18 protein-coding genes are annotated in these 15,819 nt (G+C 69.9%); 3 read left to right on the forward strand and 15 right to left on the reverse strand.

Annotated features, from left to right (window positions below):
- From AC3WTD_RS16970 to gspE, 10 genes are all read right to left on the reverse strand, one after another.
- Entirely contained in the window at positions 1-729 is a 729-nt protein-coding gene (locus AC3WTD_RS16970) for a general secretion pathway protein GspN (protein ID WP_027493233.1), read from the reverse strand.
- The gene (gene gspM, locus AC3WTD_RS16975; RefSeq protein ID WP_492614489.1) at positions 726-1,373 is read right to left on the reverse strand and encodes a type II secretion system protein GspM; all 648 of its coding nucleotides are present in this window, start codon (positions 1,371-1,373) and stop codon (positions 726-728) included. Before gspM ends, AC3WTD_RS16970 begins: the two co-directional genes overlap by 4 nt.
- The gene (locus AC3WTD_RS16980; protein WP_492614490.1) at positions 1,370-2,542 is read right to left on the reverse strand and encodes a PilN domain-containing protein; all 1,173 of its coding nucleotides are present in this window, start codon (positions 2,540-2,542) and stop codon (positions 1,370-1,372) included. The genes gspM and AC3WTD_RS16980 overlap by 4 nt, the downstream gene beginning before the upstream one ends.
- Entirely contained in the window at positions 2,539-3,408 is an 870-nt protein-coding gene (locus AC3WTD_RS16985) for a type II secretion system minor pseudopilin (protein ID WP_492614491.1), read from the reverse strand. Before AC3WTD_RS16985 ends, AC3WTD_RS16980 begins: the two co-directional genes overlap by 4 nt.
- Positions 3,405-4,061 carry a prepilin-type N-terminal cleavage/methylation domain-containing protein gene (locus tag AC3WTD_RS16990; protein WP_492614492.1) on the reverse strand — a complete coding sequence of 219 codons (657 nt, stop codon included), beginning with the start codon at positions 4,059-4,061 and terminating at the stop codon, positions 3,405-3,407. Before AC3WTD_RS16990 ends, AC3WTD_RS16985 begins: the two co-directional genes overlap by 4 nt.
- Entirely contained in the window at positions 4,058-4,564 is a 507-nt protein-coding gene (locus AC3WTD_RS16995) for a type IV pilus modification PilV family protein (protein ID WP_492614493.1), read from the reverse strand. The genes AC3WTD_RS16990 and AC3WTD_RS16995 overlap by 4 nt, the downstream gene beginning before the upstream one ends.
- Complete coding sequence (locus tag AC3WTD_RS17000) at positions 4,561-5,028, reverse strand: GspH/FimT family pseudopilin (RefSeq protein ID WP_492614503.1); 468 nt, start codon at positions 5,026-5,028, stop codon at positions 4,561-4,563. Before AC3WTD_RS17000 ends, AC3WTD_RS16995 begins: the two co-directional genes overlap by 4 nt.
- A 95-nt stretch (positions 5,029-5,123) precedes the next feature.
- Positions 5,124-5,543: a type II secretion system major pseudopilin GspG gene (gene gspG / locus AC3WTD_RS17005; protein ID WP_255324887.1), complete on the reverse strand. Its 420-nt coding sequence runs from the start codon at positions 5,541-5,543 to the stop codon at positions 5,124-5,126.
- Between the two features lie 111 nt (positions 5,544-5,654).
- Positions 5,655-6,872, reverse strand: coding sequence for a type II secretion system inner membrane protein GspF (gspF, locus tag AC3WTD_RS17010; protein ID WP_027493225.1), 1,218 nt, complete (start codon positions 6,870-6,872; stop codon positions 5,655-5,657).
- Between the two features lie 150 nt (positions 6,873-7,022).
- Positions 7,023-8,756 carry a type II secretion system ATPase GspE gene (gene gspE / locus AC3WTD_RS17015; protein ID WP_492614494.1) on the reverse strand — a complete coding sequence of 578 codons (1,734 nt, stop codon included), beginning with the start codon at positions 8,754-8,756 and terminating at the stop codon, positions 7,023-7,025.
- Between the two features lie 301 nt (positions 8,757-9,057).
- Here gspE and AC3WTD_RS17020 point away from each other — a divergent pair, with 301 nt between their 5' ends.
- Positions 9,058-9,855, forward strand: coding sequence for a TatD family hydrolase (locus tag AC3WTD_RS17020; RefSeq protein WP_492614504.1), 798 nt, complete (start codon positions 9,058-9,060; stop codon positions 9,853-9,855).
- A gap of 73 nt (positions 9,856-9,928) precedes the next feature.
- Here the strand turns inward: AC3WTD_RS17020 and AC3WTD_RS17025 are convergent, their stop codons facing one another.
- The 5 genes from AC3WTD_RS17025 to AC3WTD_RS17045 all read right to left on the reverse strand — a co-directional run bounded on the left by AC3WTD_RS17025 (position 9,929) and on the right by AC3WTD_RS17045 (position 14,336).
- Positions 9,929-10,462: a pseudouridine synthase gene (locus AC3WTD_RS17025; RefSeq protein WP_492614495.1), complete on the reverse strand. Its 534-nt coding sequence runs from the start codon at positions 10,460-10,462 to the stop codon at positions 9,929-9,931.
- Positions 10,463-10,475: 13 nt separating this feature from the next.
- Positions 10,476-11,381: a class I SAM-dependent methyltransferase gene (locus tag AC3WTD_RS17030; protein ID WP_492614496.1), complete on the reverse strand. Its 906-nt coding sequence runs from the start codon at positions 11,379-11,381 to the stop codon at positions 10,476-10,478.
- 103 nt (positions 11,382-11,484) lie between these two features.
- Positions 11,485-12,147: an NYN domain-containing protein gene (locus tag AC3WTD_RS17035; protein ID WP_492614497.1), complete on the reverse strand. Its 663-nt coding sequence runs from the start codon at positions 12,145-12,147 to the stop codon at positions 11,485-11,487.
- An 88-nt stretch (positions 12,148-12,235) separates the two neighbouring features.
- Positions 12,236-13,348 (reverse strand): S-(hydroxymethyl)glutathione dehydrogenase/class III alcohol dehydrogenase, encoded by a 1,113-nt coding sequence (locus AC3WTD_RS17040; RefSeq protein ID WP_492614498.1) that lies wholly within the window; start codon positions 13,346-13,348, stop codon positions 12,236-12,238.
- Between the two features lie 67 nt (positions 13,349-13,415).
- Complete coding sequence (locus AC3WTD_RS17045) at positions 13,416-14,336, reverse strand: LysR substrate-binding domain-containing protein (protein ID WP_492614499.1); 921 nt, start codon at positions 14,334-14,336, stop codon at positions 13,416-13,418.
- Between the two features lie 109 nt (positions 14,337-14,445).
- On the opposite strand from AC3WTD_RS17045, the gene AC3WTD_RS17050 reads away from it, so the two are divergent.
- Both AC3WTD_RS17050 and AC3WTD_RS17055 read left to right on the forward strand, forming a co-directional pair.
- Positions 14,446-14,643: a hypothetical protein gene (locus AC3WTD_RS17050; protein ID WP_492614500.1), complete on the forward strand. Its 198-nt coding sequence runs from the start codon at positions 14,446-14,448 to the stop codon at positions 14,641-14,643.
- Between the two features lie 102 nt (positions 14,644-14,745).
- Positions 14,746-15,690, forward strand: a complete 945-nt coding sequence (locus tag AC3WTD_RS17055; RefSeq protein WP_492614501.1) for an aldo/keto reductase — start codon at positions 14,746-14,748, stop codon at positions 15,688-15,690.
- Positions 15,691-15,819 lie beyond the last annotated feature (129 nt).

Consider the following 15,819-nt stretch of genomic DNA (forward strand, 5'->3'; position numbering starts at 1 on the left):
TCAGTGTTCTCCTTCGTGGGCCGCGGCGGCACGACCGGCCCGACGTTGCTGGATGTTCCTGCGCAGCCGCTCGGCGGCCGATGCCGCTGCGGACGATGGCGCGGCCGGCGAGGCGGCGCGCCTCGGCGGCGCAATGGTGCCCTGGCCGGAGCCGCTGCGCCCGGCCGCCTCCTTGCCTTCGTCCGGCGCCAGCTGCATCGCCGCCGCACCGGCCGGCTGGTCGCGTGTTTCCGCCGCGGCGCGAGGCGCATCGATCGGCGCGCCGGCCGGCAGCTTCAGTTCGGTGCGCCCGGCCGGGGAGTCGAACAGCGCCGAACGCGGGCGCAGTTCGACCAGCTTCACGCTGCCGTCTGGCAGCGTCTCGCCTTCGCGCAGGCGCACCTGGCGGTCGCCGTTGCGATCCTGCAGCAGGGCCATGCGCAGGCCCGGGGTGAGCAGGATGCCGGTCAGTTCGAGGTCGCCCAGGCTGCTGCCACCATCGGCGCGGGCAGCCGGCTTGCGGTCGGGGCTGAACAGCGGTTTCTGCCAGACCTGCGCGTACTGCGGCAGCGGCACCGGGGTCGGCAGCTCGGCCTGGCGGCCAGTCGGCGGCAACGGCGGCGGCTGGCGCGGCGCATCCCAGCGCACGCCGCGGCCGAGACCGGCCAGCAGCAACAGCAGCACGGCGCCCAGCAACAGCACGAGGGCGACCAGCCACGGGGTCAGCTGACGCTGGCTGGCGGCGTTCATGGCCCGACTCCCGCATCGTCGGGTGCACGCTCCGCCGCTGCCGGCGCGGCACGGCTCGGGCGCACGTAGCCGGACAGGCTGAACTGCACTTCCAGCCCCGCCGAGCTGTCCTGTTGCGCAACCACCGGGTTGCGGTAGATGCTGAGGTCGTCGATGAACAGGTACGGTGTGCCCTGCTCCAGCGCCTGCAGCACGGCCGCCAGTGGTTCCATGTCGCAGTTCAGGCTGATGCTCACCGCCGCCTTGCGGTACGGCTCGCCGGGCGAGGCGGGGGGGCTCGGCAGCGGCATCTTCTGGCTCACCGTGCAGCGGTTGCCGCCGGCGTTGGCGGCGACCACGTCGATCACGCGCTGCATCAGGTCGCCGGCGGCGGTGTTGGGATCGTCGGCGGCGAGGAACGCGCTGCTGGCCGCCTGGCCGGCACCGAGCGCGGCAAGGCGCTGCTGCAGCTCGGGCTTCTCGGCGATCGCCGCGGCGTAGCGGCTGTGCGTGTCGCGCAGGTCGGCCATGTCGCCGCTGATCTGCCGCAGCGGCACCACGAACCACCAGTGCAGCAGCACGAAGTAGGCCAGCCCCACCGCCAGCAGCAGCAGGACGATCGCCGCGATGCGGCTGTCGCGCGGACTCATGGCGGTCAGTTTCATGGCGCGCTCCCGCCGGGAGTCGGCTTGGCCGCCGGCGGCTTCGGCTGGTTCACGCGCGCGGTCAGGTAGAAACGTTCCTTGCCGGTGGTCGGGTCGGGCTGGATGCTGCCCTGGAAACTGGCATCGATGATCAGCTTCGAATCCTTCAACACATCGAGCAGCTTGGCGGCCTGCTGGCTCTGCCCCTGGAAGCCGACCTGGCCGGTGTTGTCGACGCTGAAGCGCTCCAGCCAGGTGCTGTCGGGCAGGCGTTCGGTGGCTTCCTGCAGCAGGCCGAGCATGGCTACCGTGTCGTGCTTGCGCCGGGCCAGGAAGCCGGCGGCGCCGGCGTTGTCCTGCAGCTGCTGGCGCAGCGCGGCCACCTGCTGCGCCTCGCCGCGCATCGCCGCGACCTCGGCCTGCATCTGCGCCAGCGCCAGCTGCCGGTTGTGCAGCCACTCGCCCAGCACCAGCAGCGCCAGCAGCACGCAGGCCGCGGCCAGCATCAGGTTCAGCCGGCGGCGCGGGCGCGGGCGGCGCGGCACCTGCTGCGGCGGCAGCAGGTTGGCGCCGAGACAACCATTGCCGAGCGTCAGATCCACCGCGTCGACCTCGATACCCTGCGCGCGCAGGCGCGCCAGCAGCGGGTCCAGCGTGTCGCGGGTGGCCACCACCAGCTCGGCGCTGAAGCGCCCCGGCGGCGCCGGCGTGACCGGCTCGCGCACGGCGTAGTACACCTGCGCCAGCTGGAACGGGGTCTGCCGGTCGACCTCGAAGCCAGCCACCTGCAGCAGGTTGTCGCGCGCGGCCAGCGGCAGTGTCAGCGTGCGCCGCAGCGCCAGCGCCGGCGGCAGCAGCAGCGCCAGCCGCAGGTCCTCGCGGTCCACCCGGCCGAGCGCGTCGTCCAGTGCGGCCGGCGCCACGTGCACACCGTCGGCGGCCATCATGGCGCCGTCTTCCCAGCGCGCCAGCACCTCGGCGTGGCCGCTGCGACGCAGGGTCCACTGCGCATCCGCGTGCTGCAGCAGGTGCCAGTCGGCGCCGCTGCCGAACCAGCCGCGCCAGCGCGGCGGCAGCAGCTCGCGCAGCTCGCCGCCCCACCAGCCGAGGAAGCCCGGCAACGGCGAGGCGCGCCAGCCCCGGCGTACACGCTCCACCCACGGCCGCAGTGACGGCGTTGCCGTATTCATTCCGCCTCCCCTTCCTGCCAGCGCAGCACCAGGTACGGTTGCGCCTGCCCCGCCTGCAGGCGAATCGTGGCGCGCAGGATTGCGCGCGTGCCGTCGGCCAAGGTGGCCTCCGAACGAATACTATGCGTGGTTCCGTTGTTCAGGACCAGCCGCGGGTCGGCCGCGTTGCGCTGCCGTGCGGCGCGGATCTGCTCCAGCTGCGCCGGCGTCATCCCGGGGATCGCGGCCAGCGCCAGCGGCGGCGCGGTGTTCGGGTCCGGGCTGGCGGTGCCGGCCCAGATCGTCACCGCCGGCGCCACCTGCCGGTACAGCGCGGGCGTCATGCCGAGCACCATCTGCAGCTCCTCGATGCTGGCGAACGGGCCGCCGCGCGGGCCGTAATCGCGGCCGGCCGCCTTGTACGCCGCGCGCTGGCTGGCCGCGTCTCCCTCGAGCACGGTCGGGTTGCGCCAGTCCAGCACGTGCCCGGCTAGCGCCTGCGCCTCGGCCGCGTTCAGCCCGGCCGCCTGGAACAAGCCGCGCAGCACCTCCGGCGAGCCGGCGTTGAGATCGACCTTGCCGCCCTCGTCGATCGCGCGCACGACGACTTTGGCGCGGTCATAGTCGAATGCATACGGCCGGCCATCGCCGGTCCAGCGTCGCGCCGGTTGCGGATCCTGCAAAGCGTACAGCGCGCGCATCAGGCCGGCCTCGGCGGCGTAATGCGCCTGGGTCTGGGCGAACTGGTAGCGCGCCTGCAGGCCTTCGGTGCGCGCCAGCGCGGCGTAGCCGCCGAGCAGGATCGCCAGCAAGGTGCACGCCCACAGCACCAGCAGCAGGGCAACCCCGCGCTGGCGGGTCGGCAACCCTGGCAGCGCAGGCTTCACCGGATGCTCCCGCCGCGCACCTGCATCGGCGACATGCCAGCCTGCAGCGGACTGGCCCGCAGCGGCACCTCCAGCGGCGGCCACGCCACCACGCCCGGCGCCTGCAGCTCGATCCGCACCAGCTGCGGCAACCGGCGGCCGTCGGGCCACGCCGGCGACCATGGCACCACGGCGCCCTGCGGGTCGACGCCGCGATAGCTGAAGCCGCCGGCCTTGATCTGGTCGAACAGCACCTGCGGCTCGCCCAGCGGCTGCGGCGACTGGCCGTCCGGCGGCAGCAGGGCCAGGCTCAACTCCAGCCGCAGGCCACCGTGGCCGTCGTCGACCAGCTGCAGCCGCTGCAGCTGCGGGCCGAGCTTGCCGAGGTAGCCGGGCAGCGGCGCCACGTAGCGCATCTCGCGCGCACCGCCCTCGAAATAGAGCGGCTCGCCGCGGTCGCTGCGGCCGATCGGCTGCAGCATGCTCTGCGCCAGCTCGCGGCGCAGGAACTGCTGGGCCGAGCGCACCTGGTCGATCCGCTCGATCGCCGCGGTGCCCGAGCGCACGCTGTGGCTGGCGGTACGGATGCCCGCGTATACCCCGACCAGCAGCAGCGCCAGCAGCGCCAGTGCGGCCAGCACCTCCAGCAGGGTGAAACCCGCGGCGCGTTTCACCGGACTGCCTGCGCGTTGCCGGCAAGGTTGGGCGTGCCCAGCCGCAGCGTGCGGAAGTGCGCCCTGCGCGGATGCGCCGGCGAACCCCACGCCACGGTCAGGTCCAGCTGATACAGCTGCAGCGGTTCGCCCGGCATCGCCGGCCCGCCCGGACTCCACGGCGTCACGTCGAGCTGCCAGCGGTACTGCGGGTTGAAGCGGCCCGAGCGGCTGCCCGGCCTGACCGGCTCGCCCACGAACGCGCCGTCGAGCAGGCTGCGCGCGCGCATCGCCACCTCGCTGTACGCGGCCGCGTTGTGGCTCAGCCCGATCGACGCGCCCGCCACCTTCATCAGCGCGGTGAACGCAATCGCCAGCAGCATGATCGCGGCGATGACTTCCAGCAGGGAGAAGCCCTGCTGGCGGGATTCGGGATTCGGGATTCGGGATTCGGGAAAGCGGACGGCTGGCGCTGGCGCGCCTTGCCGAATCCCGAATCCCGTATCCCGAATCCCGGCTCTCATCGCCGCGCCACCGCATCGACCACGCGCACTTCGCCGGTCAGCCACACCACGTTGACGTGCCACTCGCGCCGGCCGCTCTTCAGCGTGATGCGCCCGCCGGTGGAGCTGCCGTCGGGGAAGAAGCGGATGCGTCCGGTGTGGTCGTTCGGCTGGTCTTCCTTCGCGCTGGTGATGCTCACGCGCAGGCCGCTGGGCAGGCGCACGTCCTGCCGCTTCGCGCCGTCGTAGCTGTTGGCGCGGGTGTCCAGGTCGAAGTGCTGCTCCTCGCCGCGCACGATTGCCTGCGCACGGGTCGCGCGCAACGCGCCGGCCAGCTCGCTGCTGGCCGCGCGCACCCGCGCGCTGGCCAGCCCCTGGCTCACCGAAACCGATACCGCCGCCGCGGCAATGCCGACCAGCAGGATCACCGCGAGCATTTCCAGCAGAGTGAAGCCGGCGGCGCGGCCGCTGCCGCGCCCGGGAATCGGGAATCGGGAATAGGGAATCGGCAAGCCGGGCTCCCGCAAGTTCGCGGGGGCTGCTTTGCCCATTCCCGATTCCCGATTCCCGATTCCCTGCTTCATTGCCAGTTCCCGACGTCCTTGCTGTAGCCGTCGCCGCCGGATTTGCCGTCCTGGCCGTAGAAGACCAGGTCGAAGCTGCCATGCTGGCCCGGGTACTGGTAGCCGAAATCATGGCCCCACGGGTCCCTCAGGTCGGACTCCTTCGCGTACGGGCCCTGCCAGTTCGATGCGTTCGCCGGCTTGGTCACCAGCCCTTCCAGCTGTTGCGGCGGCGCGCCGTTGTCCAGCGCGTAGTTCTCGATCTTCTGGTTCAGCGTCATCAGCTGCGCCTTGCCCGCGCCGTACTTGCCCTTGTCGACGTTCTTGCCGACCTGGGTCACCACCACCGCGCCGATGATGCCGATCAGCACGATCACCGCGAGCATCTCGAGCAGGGTGAAGCCGCTGGCGCGCGAAGCGCGCCCGGGATTCGGGATTCGGGATACGGGATTCGTAAAAGCGGACGGCAGGCGCTGGCGCGCCTTGCCGAATCCCGTATCCCGTATCCCGAATTCCATTGCACGTTCAGCCATAAATGTCTCCACGTTTCATTGAATATTGCTGGTCAGACTCAAAAGCGGCAGCAGGATCGCGGCCATGATGATCGCCACCAGTACGGTCATCACGATGGTCAGCGCGGGCACCAGTGCCGCCAGCAGGCGGTCGATCGCGCGTCTGGATTCGAGCTCGAAGGTGTCGGCGACCTTCAGCAGCATGGTGTCGAGCTGGCCGGCCTCCTCGCCCACCTGCACCATCTGCATGGCCAGGCGCGGGAACAGTTTCGACTGGCCCAGCGCCAGGCTCAGGCCCGCGCCGCCCTTGACCTGCTCGTGCGCCGCGTCCAGCGCCGCGTCCAGCGCGCGGTTGCCGGTGACCTGGCGCGCGATGGTCAATGCGCTGAGCAACGGTACGCCGTTCTTCAGCAAGGTGCCCAGCGTGCGCGCGATGCGCGCGGTTTCCACCTTCAGCAGCAGCGGACCGACCACGCGCAGCCGCAGCAGGCGGGCGTGCCAGGCCAGCCGCGCCGCCGGTTCGCGCAGCCGCGCGCGCCAGGCGGCTAGGCCGCCGCCGAGCAGCAGCACGATCAGCCACCACCACGCCTGCAGCGCGTTGCCCAGCGCCAGCACCGCGGCGGTGATCCACGGCACCGGTACCTGCATGTCCTCGAAGATCGGCACGAACTGCGGCACCACATAGGCCAGCAGCAGCACCAGCGAACCGAGCACGCCGACCAGCAGGAACGCCGGGTAGATCAGCGCATTGACGATGCTGCCGCGCAGCTGCTGCGCGCGCTCCAGGTAATCGGCCAGCCGGCGCAGTGTTTCTTCCAGTGAACCGCCCGCCTCGCCGGCACGCACCAGGCTGACGTACAGCTTGGGGAACACGCCGTGTTCCTCGTCCAGCGCCGAGGACAGGCTGTTGCCGCCGCGCACGCGGTCGCGCACACGCTCGACCAGTTTCTTCGCGCTCTCGCCCTCTGGCAGTTCCAGCAGGATACCGAGCGCGCGGTCCAGCGGCTGGCCGGCGCCGAGCAGGGTGGCCAGCTGATGGGTGAACTGGGCCAGCTGGTCGCCGCTGAACGGGCCACGCCGAAACAGCGCGGCCAGCCCGCTGCCGCCGCCGGCGCCGTCGGCCGGCTGCGCTTCCAGCGGCGTGTGGCCCTGGTCCTGCAGGCGACCAATCACCTCCTCCACGCTGGCCGCCTCCATCCGGCCTTGCAGGACTTCGCCGGATTCGTTGACGGCCTTGTAGCGGTATTGGCTCACTGGGCATGCCCCGTGAGCCGGGATTCGGGATTCGGGATTCGGGATTCGGAAAAGCGCGTACGCGCCGGGCCGTCGTATCCGCTCTTGCTTCTACCAATCCCGAATGCCGAATCCCGAATCCCGGCCTTCAGGCGAATCCCGGCCTTCAATTCAGCCTTCCTGCGTGACACGCAGCACCTCCTCCAGCGTGGTGATGCCGGCCACGGCCTTGGCGATGCCGTCCTCGTACATGGTGCGCATGCCCTCGCTGCGCGCCTGTCGCTCGATGTCGCCCTCGCTGGCCCGCTGCATCACCAGCCGGCGCAGCGGATCGCTCATGGTGAGGAACTCCATGATCGCGCGGCGGCCGCGGTAGCCGCTGGGGTTGGCCGCGCTGCTGCCCGGTTTCCACAGCCGGATCGGCCGCTCGTCGGTGTATTTGTGCAGCTCGAACTGCTCGATCACCTCCGGCAGCGCGTCGTACGGCATCGCGGTTTCCGGGTCGAGCCGGCGCACCAGCCGCTGCGCCAGGATGCCGTTGATGGTGGAGCCGAGCAGGTAATCCTCCACGCCCATGTCGAGCAGACGGGTGATGCCGCCGGCGGCCGAGTTGGTGTGCAGCGTGGACAGCACCAGGTGGCCGGTGAGCGCAGACTGGATGGCGATGCGGCAGGTTTCCAGATCGCGCATCTCGCCGATCATGATCACATCCGGGTCCTGGCGCATGATCGAACGCAGCGCGCCGGAGAAATCCAGCCCGATCTGCGGTTTCACCTGGATCTGGTTGATGCCTTCGAGCTGGTACTCGACCGGGTCCTCGACGGTGATGATCTTCACATCGTTGGTGTTGATCCGCGACAGCGCGGTGTACAGCGTGGTGGTCTTGCCCGAACCGGTGGGGCCGGTCACCAGCAGGATGCCGTGCGGGCGTTCCAGCACGTCGACGAAGCGCTGCTGAAAGCGGTCGGTGAAGCCGAGCGAGGCGAAGTCGAACACCACCGACTCGCGGTCGAGGATGCGCATCACCACCGACTCGCCGAAGCTGGTCGGCACGGTGGACACGCGCAGGTCGAGCTCCTTGCCCTGCACGCGCAGCTGGATGCGGCCGTCCTGCGGCAGGCGGCGCTCGGCGATGTTCAGCCGCGCCATGATCTTCACGCGTGAGATCACCGCGGCGGTGGACGACGACGGCGGCGCCTCCACCTCGTGCAGCACGCCGTCGATGCGGTAGCGCACCTTCAGCCGGTTCTCGAACGGCTCGATGTGCACGTCCGACGCGCGTTGCTCCACCGCGCGCTGCAGGATCAGGTTCACCAGCCGGATCACCGGCGCCTCGGACGCCAGGTCGCGCAGGTGCTCGACGTCGTCCTCTTCTGCGGCGCTGCCGTCGAGATTCTCCACGATGGTGCCCATCGCCGAACGGCCCGTGCCGTAATAACGCTCGATCAGCCCGTCGATCTCCGAACGCAACCCCACCCGCAGCGCCACCGGCCGCCCGGCGGCCAGTGCCACCGCCTGCAGCGGATACGGGTCGGCCGGATCGGCCACCAGCAGCGCCAGCCCGTGCTCGCCGTCCTGCACCGGCACCACGTGCTGCTGCTTGAGGAAGCGCAGCGAGAGATCGAGGTCGGCCGGCGGCAGCTCCGGCGCGTCGCGCGCGGCCAGCAGCGGCACCTGCAGCAGCTCGGCCCAGGCCTCGGCCAGGTCGCGCTCGGAAACCAGCCCAAGCCGCGCCATCAGGGCGGTCAGCGTGCCCTCGGCCGACTCCTCGTGCAGGCGGCGGGCACGGCCCAGGTCGCCCTCTTTCAGACGACCGCGCGCGACCAGCCAGGCGCAGACTTCCGCTTCGCGGTCCTCCACGGCCCGACCCGACCCGCCAACCGCCGGCTCGATCATTGCCGACATCCTCCACCCCGCTCGATACCTGCGAACAGCCGTCGACGCCCCCCGCGACGAAACGGCACGCAGCATAGTTAGCACATCCGGCCGGCGGCAGGTGAATGCATCCCGCTGGCAGCCATCGCGACGGCACAAACGCTCATTGTGAGGCCTGTGGCCGTCGCGTACGATTTCCGCGGCCTAGGAAAATTTCCGGTGCCGCGCCCGGCATGACCCGGATCGCAGGCCGCGTCGTGCCCGCGGCCAGCGCGCGTTTGCACCGCTGGCCGGCTCTGGGACAATGCCGCTTTCGACCACCGGCAACACCATGCAACTGCTCGACATCGGCGCCAATCTTACCCATGAATCGTTTCAGCACGACCTCGACGCCGTGCTGCAGCGCGCCCGCGTGCAGGGAGTGACGAGGATCGTCGTCACCGGCGCCTCGCGCGTGGGCAGCGAACACGCGCTGGCGCTGGCCAGGGCGCACCCTGGCACGCTGTTCGCCACCGCCGGCGTGCATCCGCACCACGCGATCGACTACGACGACGCCGCCGATGCGCGGCTGCGCGAACTGGCACGGGACCCGGCGGTACGCGCGGTGGGCGAAACCGGGCTCGACTACAACCGCAACTATTCGCCGCGCGAGGTGCAGCTGCACGTATTCGAACGGCAACTGCAGATCGCGGCGGACCTGCAGATACCGCTGTTCCTGCACCAGCGCGACGCGCATGCGGACTTCGTCGCGCTGCTGCGGCACTGGCGCGACCAGGTGCCCGGCGCGGTGGTGCACTGCTTCACCGATACCGGCGAGGCGCTGCGCGACTATCTCGACCTGGACTGCCACATCGGCATCACCGGCTGGATCTGCGACGAGCGCCGCGGCACCCACCTGCGTGAGCTGGTGCGCACGATTCCGGCGAACCGGCTGATGATCGAGACCGACGCGCCCTACCTGCTGCCGCGTACGGTGCGCCCGCCACCCAGTCACCGGCGCAACGAGCCGATGTACCTGAAGCACATCTGCGAGGAAGTCGCCCGCGACCGCGGCGAAAGTGCGGAAGTCACCGCGGCGAACAGTGCCGCGACGGCGGAGGCGTTCTTCAACCTCGCAGCAGCCCCGTAGGAGCCCGCTGACAGGCGATGCTTTCGGGGCCGGGATTCGGGATTCGGCAAGAGCATCACCCGCCCGCGGGACCCTACCTGATGTGTCGGGTCTCGCCGGGCGCCAGGCCATCCAGCGCGTACTCGCCGATGCGCACGCGGATCAGGCGCAGGGTGGGAAAGCCCACCGCCGCGGTCATCCGGCGCACCTGGCGGTTGCGGCCTTCGCGCAGGGTCAGGCTGAGCCAGCTGGTGGGGATGGACTGGCGGAAGCGCACCGGCGGATCGCGCGGCCACAGCCAGTCCGGTTCGGCGGCGAAGGCGGCTTCGGCCGGCAGGGTCGGGCCGTCGTTCAGGACAACGCCGCGGCGCAGCACCTGCAGCGCCGCCTCGTCGATCGTGCCCTCGACCTGCGCCAGGTAGGTCTTGACCTGCTTGTGGCGCGGGTCGGTGAGCCGGTGCGCCAGGCGGCCGTCGTCGGTCAGCAGCAGCAGGCCCTCGCTGTCCTGGTCCAGCCGTCCAGCCGCATAGACGTCTTTTTGCATGACGAAATCGGCCAGCGTGGCGCGACCGCGATCGTCGGTGAACTGGCACAGCACGCCGTACGGCTTGTTCAGCGCGAGCAGCATGCTGCGCTTCGGCTCAGCGCGACGCGGTCGCCGGCGCCGCGGCCTTGACGAAGCGCAGGGTCATCCGGTCGGACTCGCCGATCGCCTGGTATTTCGCCTTGTCCCGCTCGCCGAGCGCAAGGGTGGGCGGCAATGTCCACACGCCCTTCGGGTAATCCCTGGTGTCCTTCGGGTTCGCGTTGATCTCGCTGCTCTCGTCCAGCGCGAAGCCCGCCTCGGTGGCCAGCTTCACCACGTAGCCGGTGGGCAGGTAGCCGCTGGACTTCACCGCTTCCAGCGAGGCGCCGTCGGCGGTGCGGTGGTCGACCACGCCGAGCACGCCGCCGGGCTTGAGCACGGCGTAGAACGCCTTGAACATCGCCGGCGCAGTGTCGGCCATGACCCAGTTGTGCACGTTGCGGAAGGTCAGCACCAGGTCGGCCGAGGCCGGCGCACCGAGCACCGGCGCCTTCGGGTCGAACGGCACGATGCGGGCGTTGCCGTAGTGCGCCGGGTCGGCGGCGAATTTCTTGCGCAGCGCGCTGTCGTCGTCGCGCGCTTCGCTGTCGGCGGCGGGCGCCTTTTCCGCCGCGATGTAGTGGCCGTTGTCGTGCAGCAGCGGCGCCAGGATCTCGGCGTACCAGCCGCCACCGGGGGTGATCTCGATCACCGTGCGGTCCGGCCGCACGCCGAAGAACTGCAAGGTGGCCTTGGGGTGGCGATACGCGTCGCGGGCGCGGTTCGCCGCCGAACGCCAGCTGCCGGCCAGCACGCTGTCCAGCTGCGCGGCGGTGAAGTCGCTGGCGCTGGTGGGCGGCACCAGCTCGTCCGCCGGCTGGTCCGGCTCGGCCGAGGCGGCCCGTGCCGTCTGCGCTCCGGCCATCGTGGGCAGGCCCAGGCAAGCAGCCAGCAGCACCGCGACCAGGCGCGCCGTACCCATCCTTGCCACTCGTATCCCGCGGTTCATCGTTGACTCCCTGGCGCGCTGGCCGTCCGGATTTGACGCAATATCACGAAAATCATGTGCAGGCCGGGTAGATGGCTCAAAACGGCCGCGGGCACACCGATTGCAGGCCGTCGATATGTTCGTGCAGGTCCGGCGCGATGCCCTGCCACATCGGGTCGAGGATGAAGTCGATGCCTTCGTAGCGGGCCAGCTTCGCGGCCGGAATGAAATCCGCATCGCCGGCGACCAGGATGATCTGATCGACCAGCTTCTTGTCGGTCAGCGCAGCGATGTCGATGCCGATCTTCATGTCCACCTGGGTCTGGCGCATGTCCGGCTCGAAGTGCTCGTCGCGCAGGTCGTCCCAGCGCAGGCTGCCCTCGCGCAGCTGCTGGTAGGCGTTGCGCTTCAACTGCCATTCGCCGCGTTCGGCCAACCGGCCCAGCCGCAGCGCCATCTTGCGCTGGCGGCGCAGCTGGTCGTGCAGCTCGCGGCGGAACGCGGCGGCGCCGGTGCGGCCGAAGTCGATGCTGCTGCCGCTGATCGGCTTGACGAAGTTCTTTTCCAGCGGCGGACAGTCGTAGAAGTAGATGCGGTACAGCTGCTCGCGCGGACGGTCGAGCGCCTTCAGGTGTTCCAGCGCCATGCCGAACACGGTTTTCGCCACCGCGCGCGCATCGCCGGCGTCGCGCTCGCCGTAGACCTTGCGGTAGCGGGCAAGGAAAAAGGCACCGCTGACGAGGATGGCGGTGCGGTTCATGGGACAACCTTGGGCATGGTGTGCGCGGAGATAAATGACGATGGACGCTGCCGGCAGGATGGGGCCGGCGGCGTGGGCGCATTCTACGTCAGTAGTGGATCACCGAGCGGATCACCTGGCCGCCGTGCATCAGTTCGAACGCCTCGTTGATGCGCTCCAGCGGCAGCACCTGGCTGATCATCTCGTCGATGCGGATCTCGCCGGCCAGGTAGCGCTCGACGTAGCCGGGCAGCTGCGAGCGGCCCTTCACACCACCGAACGCCGAGCCACGCCACACCCGCCCGGTGACCAGCTGGAACGGCCGCGTGCTGATCTCCTGCCCGGCGCCGGCCACGCCGATGATGATCGACTCGCCCCAGCCCTTGTGGCAGCACTCCAGCGCCGAGCGCATCACCTGCACGTTGCCGATGCACTCGAACGAATAGTCCACGCCGCCGTCGGTGAGCTCGACGATGACCTGCTGGATCGGCGTGTCCGGATAGTCGTTGACGTTGATGCAGTCGGTGGCGCCCAGCGCCTTCGCCATCGCGAATTTTTCCGGGTGGCGGTCGATCGCGATGATGCGCCCGGCCTGCGCCATCACCGCGCCCTGCACCACCGACAGGCCGATGCCGCCCAGGCCGAACACCGCCACCGTGGCTCCGGGTTCCACCTTCGCCGTGTTCAGCACCGCGCCGATGCCGGTGGTGATGCCGCAGCCGAGCAGGCAGACCTTCTCCAGCGGCGCGGCCTGGTTGATCTTCGCCAGCGAGATCTCCGGCAGCACGGTGTATTCGCTGAACGTGCTGGTGCCCATGTAGTGCAGCAGCGGCTTGCCGTTCAAGGAGAAGCGCGAGGTGCCGTCGGGCATCAGGCCCTGGCCCTGGGTGGCGCGGATCTTCTGGCACAGATTGGTCTTGCCGGACAGGCAGAACTTGCACTCGCCGCATTCGGGCGTGTACAGCGGAATCACGTGGTCGCCGACCTTGAGCGAGGTGACGCCCGCGCCGACTTCCTCCACGATGCCGCCGCCCTCGTGGCCCAGGATCACCGGGAACTGCCCTTCCGGATCGGCGCCGGACAGGGTGAACGCGTCGGTGTGACAGACGCCGGTGGCGACTATGCGCACCAGCACCTCGCCCGCCTTCGGCCCGGCCACGTCGACCTGTTCGATGGAGAGCGGCTGGCCGGCGGCCCAGGCCACCGCGGCGCGTGATTTCATGATTCAACTCCGGATGTTCGGCAACGACCCACGATGATGACGCGTTTGGCTGCTTTGCGGAACCGCGTCAGCCGACCGGCTTGTCGTCGGGGCGGAACGCCGACATCTGTCGACGGTAGTCGTCCGCCTCGGCCAGCAGCCATTGGCGGAACAGCTGCAGGCCGCGGTGCTCCAGCGAGCGCGGCGGATACACCAGCCAGTAGGCCTCCTCCACCGCCAGGTAGTTGTCGCCCAGCACTTCCAGCCGGCCGGCGTCGATCAGCGACTTCGAGGTCACCATCCGCCCCAGCGCCACGCCAAGGCCTTCCAGCGCGGCGTGGCGCAAGGCGTCGAGACTGTCGAACTGCGCCACGTAACGTACCGGTGGCGTGCCGCCGCTGCGGCCGAACCAGTCGCTCCAGCGCCGGGACGGACTCGGCTCGCCGAGCAGCGGCCAGCGCGACAGCTCGCGCGGGTCGGCGCCGCCCATCCGCACGATCAACGCCGGCGCAGCCACCGGCGCGATCCACTCGCCGAACAGCCGCTCGCTGTGCAGCCCCGCCCATTCGCCATGGCCGTAACGCAGGGCGACATCCACCGGCTCGCGCTCGAAATCCACCAGGGTCGAAGCCGATTGCAGGCTGAGTTCCAGCTCCGGATGCGCGGCGACCAGCCGCGGCAGCCGCGGCACCAGCCAGCTCGACATGATGCCGGGGCTGGCGCTGAGCGTGAGCGCGTCATGGTGGCGCGTGCGATACCCCGCCAGCGCATGCTCGATGCCGTCGAAGTGCGTGCCGACCGCTTCCAGCAGCACGCAACCCTCGGCGGTCAGCTTCACCCCGCGCGGGCCGCGCTCGAACAGGCGCCGTTCCAGGCGCTCCTCCAGCTGGCGCATCTGGTGGCTCAGCGCGCTGACGGTGAGGTTGGCCTGCGCCGCGGCGCGCGACAGGTTGCCCTGCCGGGCGACCAGCACGAACTGTTGCAAGAGCCCCAGCGGTAGTCTTCCCATCTTGAATTTCGCTCAAGTCTGACTTGCGAATATATCGCTTTTTGGCGGCCCTTCGCGCACGTATCTTGAGCACTCCCCAAGCCCAGGACTCCCTTCAGGAGGCTTCCCCATGCACTCGCTGTGGAAAGATCTGCTGTTCCTGCACGGCCACCTGCTGCACAAGGACGACCTGGACTGGCGCCCGGAGCCGGAGCCCGTACCCAGCCCGTCCGACGGCACCGCCGCCGGCACCGACCCTGCCGTCAAGACCACCCGGCTGCTGGCCTGCTGCGCCAGCGTGTGGCCGCGGATCATGGCCCCGCGTTGAGCGCGGCGCGGGCTTGAATGCCGCCGATATGCAGCCACTTGGAGGAAGGCGTACGACCGCTCGCGCGCCAACCCCCAAGTTCGCCGCCACCGGAGGCATGCCATGCAACCACGCCCGCTCGGCAATTCACCGCTCTCTATCGCCCCGCTCGCCTTCGGCGGCAACGTGTTCGGCTGGAGCGCGGACGAAAAGCGCTCGTTCGAACTGCTCGACGCGTTCGTCGATGCCGGCGGCAACCTGATCGACACCGCGGACGTCTATTCGGCCTGGGTGCCGGGCAACCACGGCGGCGAGTCGGAAACCATTTTCGGCAAGTGGCTGAAGCAAAGCGGCAAGCGCGAGCGGGTGGTGATCTCGACCAAGGTCGCCAAGTGGGCCGAGCAGCCGGGCCTGTCGCCGGTCAACATCCAGCAGGCGGTGGACGGCTCACTCAAGCGCCTGCAGGTCGACTGCATCGACCTGTACCAGGCGCATGAAGATGACGCCAGCGTGCCGATGGAAGAAACCCTGGGCGCGTTCGCCCGGCTGATCGAGGCCGGCAAGGTGCGCGTGATCGGCGCCTCCAACTTCGGCGCGGCGCGCTTCGCCGACGCGCTGGCCATGTCGAAACGGCACGGCCTGCCGCGCTACGAAAGTCTGCAGCCGGAGTACAACCTGGTCAGCCGAACCGGCTACGAGCAGGAACTGGAACCGCTGGTGCGCCGCGAGAATATCGGCGTGATCAGCTACTACGCGCTGGCCAGCGGCTTCCTCAGCGGCAAGTACCGCAGCAGCGCCGACCTGGCCAAGAGTAGCGCACGCGGCGGCGCGGTGAAGCGGTTCCTGAACCCGCACGGCCTGCAGGTACTGGCCGCGCTGGACGCGGTGGCCGCCGCGCATGGCGCCACCCCGGCGCAGGTCGCACTGGCCTGGCTGATCGCGCGCCCTGGCCTCACCGCGCCGATCGTCAGCGCCACCAGCGTAGAGCAGCTGCACGAACTGCTCGGCGCCACCTCCCTGCAGCTGAGCGACAACGAGATCGCACAACTGGATCTGGCCAGCGCCTGAGCGTTTGTAGGAGCGCACCCTGTGCGCGATGCTCTTCGTCACGTGACGGAAAAGCATCGCGCACAGGGTGCGCTTGTATGTTTGGTCCCGGCAAGCGAGAAAGAGCTTGCCGGGGTGGAGGGACCAGGT

The sequence above is a fragment of the Rhodanobacter sp. FW106-PBR-R2A-1-15 genome (assembly GCF_058789735.1).

Excerpts from the sequence above, each read along its gene's own strand:
- AC3WTD_RS16970 (WP_027493233.1), bottom strand. The coding sequence starts at position 729 with ATGAACGCCGCCAGCCAGCGTCAGCTGACCCCGTGGCTGGTCGCCCTC.
- gspM (WP_492614489.1), bottom strand. The coding sequence starts at position 1,373 with ATGAAACTGACCGCCATGAGTCCGCGCGACAGCCGCATCGCGGCGATC.
- AC3WTD_RS16980 (WP_492614490.1), bottom strand. The coding sequence starts at position 2,542 with ATGAATACGGCAACGCCGTCACTGCGGCCGTGGGTGGAGCGTGTACGC.
- AC3WTD_RS16995 (WP_492614493.1), bottom strand. The coding sequence starts at position 4,564 with ATGAGAGCCGGGATTCGGGATACGGGATTCGGGATTCGGCAAGGCGCG.
- gspE (WP_492614494.1), bottom strand. The coding sequence starts at position 8,756 with ATGTCGGCAATGATCGAGCCGGCGGTTGGCGGGTCGGGTCGGGCCGTG.
- AC3WTD_RS17020 (WP_492614504.1), top strand. The coding sequence starts at position 9,058 with ATGCAACTGCTCGACATCGGCGCCAATCTTACCCATGAATCGTTTCAG.
- AC3WTD_RS17025 (WP_492614495.1), bottom strand. The coding sequence starts at position 10,462 with ATGCTGCTCGCGCTGAACAAGCCGTACGGCGTGCTGTGCCAGTTCACC.
- AC3WTD_RS17030 (WP_492614496.1), bottom strand. The coding sequence starts at position 11,381 with ATGGGTACGGCGCGCCTGGTCGCGGTGCTGCTGGCTGCTTGCCTGGGC.
- AC3WTD_RS17035 (WP_492614497.1), bottom strand. The coding sequence starts at position 12,147 with ATGAACCGCACCGCCATCCTCGTCAGCGGTGCCTTTTTCCTTGCCCGC.
- AC3WTD_RS17040 (WP_492614498.1), bottom strand. The coding sequence starts at position 13,348 with ATGAAATCACGCGCCGCGGTGGCCTGGGCCGCCGGCCAGCCGCTCTCC.
- AC3WTD_RS17045 (WP_492614499.1), bottom strand. The coding sequence starts at position 14,336 with ATGGGAAGACTACCGCTGGGGCTCTTGCAACAGTTCGTGCTGGTCGCC.
- AC3WTD_RS17050 (WP_492614500.1), top strand. The coding sequence starts at position 14,446 with ATGCACTCGCTGTGGAAAGATCTGCTGTTCCTGCACGGCCACCTGCTG.
- AC3WTD_RS17055 (WP_492614501.1), top strand. The coding sequence starts at position 14,746 with ATGCAACCACGCCCGCTCGGCAATTCACCGCTCTCTATCGCCCCGCTC.